The sequence below is a fragment of the Sphingopyxis sp. genome (genome assembly GCF_035998965.1).
GTDB lineage: Bacteria > Pseudomonadota > Alphaproteobacteria > Sphingomonadales > Sphingomonadaceae > Sphingopyxis.
Genome location: NZ_DASYHE010000014.1, coordinates 89,634 through 95,871, shown reverse-complemented (window position 1 = coordinate 95,871; position 6,238 = coordinate 89,634). Strand labels below are relative to the sequence as shown.

The 6,238-nt window shown below is 64.9% G+C and carries 5 protein-coding genes; 4 read left to right on the top strand and 1 reads right to left on the bottom strand.

Annotation, left to right across the window (positions count from 1 at the left end):
* Positions 1-76: 76 nt before the first annotated feature.
* Positions 77-760: a transcriptional repressor LexA gene (gene lexA, locus VGN68_RS01775; RefSeq protein ID WP_327473311.1), complete on the top strand. Its 684-nt coding sequence runs from the start codon at positions 77-79 to the stop codon at positions 758-760.
* On the opposite strand, the gene VGN68_RS01770 is transcribed toward lexA, so the two are convergent.
* Positions 714-2,873, bottom strand: a complete 2,160-nt coding sequence (locus VGN68_RS01770) for a ComEC/Rec2 family competence protein (protein ID WP_327473309.1) — start codon at positions 2,871-2,873, stop codon at positions 714-716. The two genes, lexA and VGN68_RS01770, sit on opposite strands and share 47 nt — an antisense overlap.
* Before the next feature lie 82 nt (positions 2,874-2,955).
* Here VGN68_RS01770 and gltX point away from each other — a divergent pair, with 82 nt between their 5' ends.
* The 3 genes from gltX to VGN68_RS01755 are packed head-to-tail and all read left to right on the top strand — an operon-like array spanning position 2,956 to position 6,235.
* Positions 2,956-4,398 (top strand): glutamate--tRNA ligase, encoded by a 1,443-nt coding sequence (gltX, locus tag VGN68_RS01765; RefSeq protein ID WP_327473320.1) that lies wholly within the window; start codon positions 2,956-2,958, stop codon positions 4,396-4,398.
* Between the two features lie 38 nt (positions 4,399-4,436).
* On the top strand, positions 4,437-5,723 hold the full coding sequence (locus tag VGN68_RS01760; RefSeq protein ID WP_327473307.1) for a citrate synthase: 1,287 nt from the start codon (positions 4,437-4,439) through the stop codon (positions 5,721-5,723).
* Positions 5,720-6,235, top strand: coding sequence for a hypothetical protein (locus tag VGN68_RS01755; RefSeq protein ID WP_327473305.1), 516 nt, complete (start codon positions 5,720-5,722; stop codon positions 6,233-6,235). Before VGN68_RS01760 ends, VGN68_RS01755 begins: the two co-directional genes overlap by 4 nt.
* Positions 6,236-6,238 lie beyond the last annotated feature (3 nt).

Here is a 6,238-nt window from a genome sequence, read left to right as displayed (position 1 = left end):
TCATCGCTTGACAAGTCCCGCTCTGTTCCACTATCGTTCTCATTATGTCCGGTTCTGGTCCTGACGGAGAATGACAATGTTGACCGCCAAGCAGCATGAACTGCTTCACTTCATTCAGCAAAAGCTCGACGCGAGCGGCATCTCGCCCTCGTTTGAAGAGATGAAGGAAGCGCTGGGGCTCAAGTCCAAGTCCGGAATTCATCGCCTTATCAGTGCCTTGGAAGAACGCGGCTTCCTCCGCCGCCTCCCCAACCGCGCCCGCGCCCTCGAAGTGGTGAAGCTGCCCGAAGGCACCAAATCGCCCGTGCGTGAGCGTAGCGACAATGTCGTCCCGCTCCGCAAGCCCGCCCCCGCGATGCGCCCGATCGCCGCCAACGACATTGTCGAAGTGCCGCTGCACGGCAAGATCGCCGCGGGCGTCCCGATCGAGGCGTTCGAAGATCATAACCATCTATCCGTCCCCGCCGCGCTGCTCGGATCGGGCGAACATTATGCGCTCGAAGTGTCAGGCGACTCGATGGTCGAGGCGGGAATCTTCGACGGCGATTATGCACTGATCCAGAAGGCCAGTACCGCGCGCGAGGGCGACATCGTCGTCGCGCTGGTCGACGGGCAGGACGCGACGCTCAAATATTTCCGCCGCGAAGGCCCGATGATTCGCCTCGATCCGGCGAACAGTGCCTATGAGCCGCAGCGCTACCCCGCCGACCGCGTCATCGTGCAAGGGCGCCTGTCGGGACTGCTTCGTCGTTACCACTAAGCTGCGGCGGGCGCCGCCACGGATGCGCGTCCCCCGCGCGCAGCGTAGTGACGGCCTCGGGCTGCTCACCCAGATAGAGCGCCAGCCCGCCGGTTTCGAGCAGGCTGTCGCGATCGATCGTCAGCCAGCGCCCGACGCACTCGCGCGGTAGCCAGCGGTCACTGATGACGACATCGGCAGCCGCGCAGGCCGCCGCCATATCGCTCCCCTCGATCCGGTCGCGCCCGCGCGACGCCAGGATGATGCGCCGATCAACCCCCTCGCCTTGGCTCCAGCGACAGAAATCGCGGTTGCATTCGACATGCTCAAGCTCGGCGAGCGCCGCCAGCGGCGTATCGATCCCCGCCGCTTCGGACATTGTATCGCGGACATACTCGCCCGCCCGGTCGCGCAGCAGCGCGTAGCCGCCATCGGGCAGCGCTGCGGCGATATGCTTGCCGTCGCCGGTCACCAATATGTCCGGCCTCGGCTGAACCAGCAGCGTCACCATGCCGATGGCGAGCGGGACCAGACCCGCACGGCGCCACCGCGTTTGCCAGAGCAGGAACCACAGCCCGCCGAACACTGCGATCGCAAAGCCCCACGGCGGAAACACAGGCAATGTTGCGACCGCGCCGGGTGCCGCCGCAACCCAATGCGCCAAACCAATGAGGGCGTTGATCGCCGCTTCGGCGACCCACCAGAACGGCGCGCCGAGGCCGATGCTGTCGAACAGCAGCGCAAAGGCTTCGGCGGGCATGATGACAAAGGTTGTCAGCGGGATCGCGATCACATTGGCGAGCGCGCCATACAGGCCGGCCTTATGGAAATGGAACAGCGCGATCGGTGCGAGCGCCGCTTCGACGACCAGCCCGGTCAGGATCAGCCCCCCGATGCCGCGGCCCAAGCGGAACACCCATGGTTCCTCGCGCCGCGCGACAAAGCTCCGCATCCAGCGGCTTTCGTGCAGCGCGACAATTGCGGTGACGGCGGCAAAGCTGAGCTGAAAGCTTGGCCCCGCCAGCGCCTCGGGCCGCCACAGCATCACCAGCAAAGCCCCCGCCGCAACCAGCCGCAACGTCAGCGCCTCGCGCCCCATCAGAAACGCGATCAGCACCAACAACGAGGCGATGAACGACCGCAAAGTCGGCACCTCGGCACCCGCAAGCAGCGTGTAGCCACCGCCCACCAACGCCGCGGCGGCGGCCGCGAGCGGCAATACCCATCCACGCAGCGCCAGCCGCCGACTGAGCGCCAACAGCCGCATGGCGATGAGCATCGTGAATCCCACCACCGCGGTGACATGCAGCCCGCTGATTGACAGCAAATGCGCCAGTCCGCTGCGGCGCATCGCCTCATCGTCGACTTCGCTGATCGCGCCGCGATCGCCGGTGACCAGCGCCGCCGCGATCCCGCCCGCCGATCCTTCGATCTGGCCATGGATATGCCGCGTCAGGCGCCCGCGCAACGGCGGCTGCCCTTGCCCCGCTCCCGGCGCCCGGCTGATATCGCCGATTACCGTCCCCACCGCGCCCAGCCGGTCGAACCACGCACGCTGCGCAAAATCATATCCACCGGGCAGGCTGGCGGTCGGTGGCGGCATCAACCGCGCGCGCAGGCCGATCCTTTCGCCCGGCAGCACGCCCGCAGCCTGATCCTCGCTCGCCGTCACGCGCAACCGCGGCGGCAGGTCGGCACGCGCGTGCGGCCGGACGATCAAGCGCACCTGCCCCCGCGCGGGCTGCGCATCAACCCGCTCGACCTCGGCCGAGAAGCTTGTGGTCACCGGCGCCGCCAGGACCGGTGCCTCGACCCATAGCGCGCGGCCCCAGATGAGCAGCATCCCCGTTGCGACGACGCCGCAACCGATGACGATCGAGCGCCCAAACCGCCGCTGCCATCCCACCAGCAGCCCCGCCAACGCCGCCGCACTCAGTGCCAGCAGCGCCCCGATCCAGTGCATCGCGGTCGGCAGCGCCAGCCACAGCGCAATCCCCGCGCCCAACGCCACCGGAAGCCACAGCGCAATCCGCTCGCGCTCTTCCTCCAGCCGCGCCTCGATCCCATCGCCAAGCGCCCGCCAGCGACGTCCCCACCGCGCGGCAATGGGCGTTTGAAGCTGCCTTGTCGCCATGCTAGGGGCTCCCCGATCGCCGCCGCGATGTGCGGCAAATTGTGTGAAAGAGGCCTTGGTGGCAACCGATATTGAAACCGATATGACCGCGAAAACCCCGGAAGCAACCGGCGCTGATGTCGTAACCCGTTTTGCCCCTTCACCGACCGGTTTCCTGCACATCGGCGGGGCGCGCACCGCGTTGTTCAACTGGCTGTTCGCCCGTCACCACGGCGGCAAATTCCTGCTGCGGATCGAGGATACCGACCGCGCGCGATCGACCGACGCGGCGATCGACGCGATCATCGACGGGATGCAGTGGCTCGATCTCGACTGGGATGGCGAGACGGTGTTCCAGTTCGCCCGCGCCGACCGCCACGCCGCGGTCGCCGCCGAGCTGCTGGCCAAGGGTGAAGCCTATCGCTGTTACCTGACCCAGGACGAACTCGCGGCGATGCGCGCCGAAGCGCAGGAAAAGCGCCTGCCCTTCCGTGTCCGCAGCCCTTGGCGCGACCGCACCGACGGCGACCCCGCCGTCCCGCACGTCGTCCGCCTGCGCGCGCCGCAAGACGGCGCCGCGAAGATCGCCGACAAGGTGCAAGGCGAAGTCACGGTCCAGAACGCCGAACTCGACGATTTTGTCCTGCTGCGCAGCGACGGCACCCCAACCTATATGCTCAGCGTCGTCGTCGACGACAATGACATGGGCGTTACCCACGTCATCCGCGGCGACGACCATCTCAACAACGCCTTCCGCCAGTTGGCGCTGATCCGCTCGATGAACTGGCGCGAGCCCGTCTATGCCCATGTGCCGCTGATCCATGGTGCCGACGGCGCGAAGCTGTCGAAGCGCCACGGCGCGCTCGGCGTCGATGCTTACCGCGACGAAATGGGGTACCTTCCCGAAGCGGTGAACAATTACCTGCTCCGCCTCGGCTGGGGGCATGGCGACGATGAAATCATCAGCCGCCCGCAGGCAACCGAATGGTTCGATCTTGCCCATGTCGGGCGCTCGCCCTCGCGTTTCGACTTCAAAAAACTGGAGAATCTCAACGGCCATTATCTGCGCGAGGCCGACGATGCCCGTCTGGCCGCACTGGTCGCGCCGCGCGTCGAAACGCTCGTCGGCCGCGCGCTCACCGAAACCGAACGCGACACGCTGACCCGCGCGATGGAATCGCTCAAACCGCGCGCCAAGACGCTCGACGAAATCGCCGACGGCGCCATGTTCCTGTTCCAGGCCGATCCGTTGCCAGTGGACGAAAAGGCTGCCGAGGTGCTAAAGGGCGCCCCGGAAGGCTTGCTGGCTGCCGTGACGCAGCGGCTGCGCGGGCTGGACCAATGGACGATAGAAGAGCTGGACGCCGCCGTGCGGGCCGAGGCCGAAGCCGCTGAACTGGGGCTCGGCAAATTGGCTGGGCCATTACGCGCGGCGCTAACCGGCCGAACCGTTTCCCCAGGGATTTTCGACGTGCTGTTGTTGCTTGGGCGTGATGTCAGTCTGGCCCGACTTGACGCAGCGCAACATTATCCGGCAGGGGCTTAGCCACGCTCTCTCCTCGCCGTCATAACAGGGAAAAACATATGACCGATCAACCCGCAAAAATCACCCTGGGCGACAAGACTGTCGAAAGCCCCGTCTTGTCGGGTACCATCGGTCCCGACGTCGTCGACATCCGCAAATTCTATGCCCAGACCGGCGCCTTCACCTACGACCCCGGCTTCACCTCGACCGCGAGCTGCGAATCGCAGATCACCTATATCGATGGCGACGAAGGCGTGCTGCTCCACCGCGGCTATGCGATTGGCGACCTCGCCGAACATTCCAGCTTCATGGAAACCTGCTATCTGCTGCTCAACGGCGAACTGCCGAACGCGCAGGAACTGGCCGATTTCGACAACACGATCACCCGCCACACGATGCTGCACGAACAGCTTGCGACCTTTTACCGTGGCTTCCGCCGCGACGCGCATCCGATGGCGATCATGTGCGGCGTCGTCGGCGCGCTCAGCGCTTTCTATCATGATTCGACCGAGATCCACGATCCGCACCAGCGGATGGTCGCCAGCCACCGCCTGATCGCCAAAATGCCGACAATTGCGGCGATGGCGTATAAATATTCGGTCGGCCAGCCCTTCGTCTATCCCGACAATTCGCTGAGCTACACCGGCAATTTCCTGCGCATGACCTTTGGCGTTCCGGCCGAGGAATATGAGGTCAATCCGGTCGTCGAACGCGCCCTCGACCGCATCTTCATCCTCCACGCCGATCACGAGCAGAATGCGTCAACCTCGACCGTCCGCCTCGCCGGTTCGTCGGGCGCCAATCCCTTTGCGTGCATCGCGGCGGGCATCGCCTGCCTGTGGGGTCCAGCGCATGGCGGCGCCAACGAGGCCGCGCTCAACATGCTGCGCGAAATCGGCCGCCCCGAACGCATCCCGGAATATATCGCGCGCGCCAAGGACAAGGACGACCCGTTCCGCCTTATGGGCTTTGGCCACCGCGTCTATAAGAACTATGACCCGCGCGCGACGGTCATGCAGAAAACCGTGCGCGAGGTGTTCGAGGCACTCAAGGTCAACGACCCGGTGTTCGAAGTTGCGCTGCAGCTCGAAGAAATGGCGCTCAGCGACCCCTATTTCGTCGAGAAAAAGCTGTTCCCGAACGTCGATTTCTATTCGGGCGTCATCTTGTCGGCGATCGGTTTCCCGACGACGATGTTCACCGCGCTCTTCGCGCTCGCCCGCACCGTCGGCTGGGTCGCGCAGTGGAACGAAATGATCTCCGACCCCGCGCAGAAAATCGGCCGCCCGCGCCAACTTTATACGGGTCCGGCGCCGCGCGATTATGTGCCGGTGGGCCAGCGTTGAACCGGCGGCTTTTCGCAGCAGCGGCGCTAGCGGCGGCGACGAGCGTGACGGTTCCGGTCGCCGCGCAGACCGCGGCCGAGGCGTTTGAATGCAAGCTGCCGTATAAGGTAGCGATGCAATCGATGGCATCGCTGACGGTTTTGCGGCAAAAGGCAGGATCACCTGCCACATCGTTCATGGGCGAGCTTTCTTCCGTGGAATTTGTGCCGGGTAGCATCAAAGTGCTGGGGGCCGTCCCCTCCAAACTTATTTTGTCGATTTTAGGCCCTACGACAAAGCCGGGGGATAAGCGGTTTTCGGCAACAATCGCGGCCTATTTTCCGCGCAATGCCAGCAACGAAACCACGCTCAACGCCGCTGGATGGACCCGGGCGTGCAAAGAGGGTGTGCCGGTGTGTGGTCGCGACGGGCTCGCCCCGAAGGCGATGGGTTCGATCACCTACATGCGCGATGACCCAAAAGAATTGAGCATCAAGTGCGGATACAATCTGACAACTGACGATCTGGAATAGCTG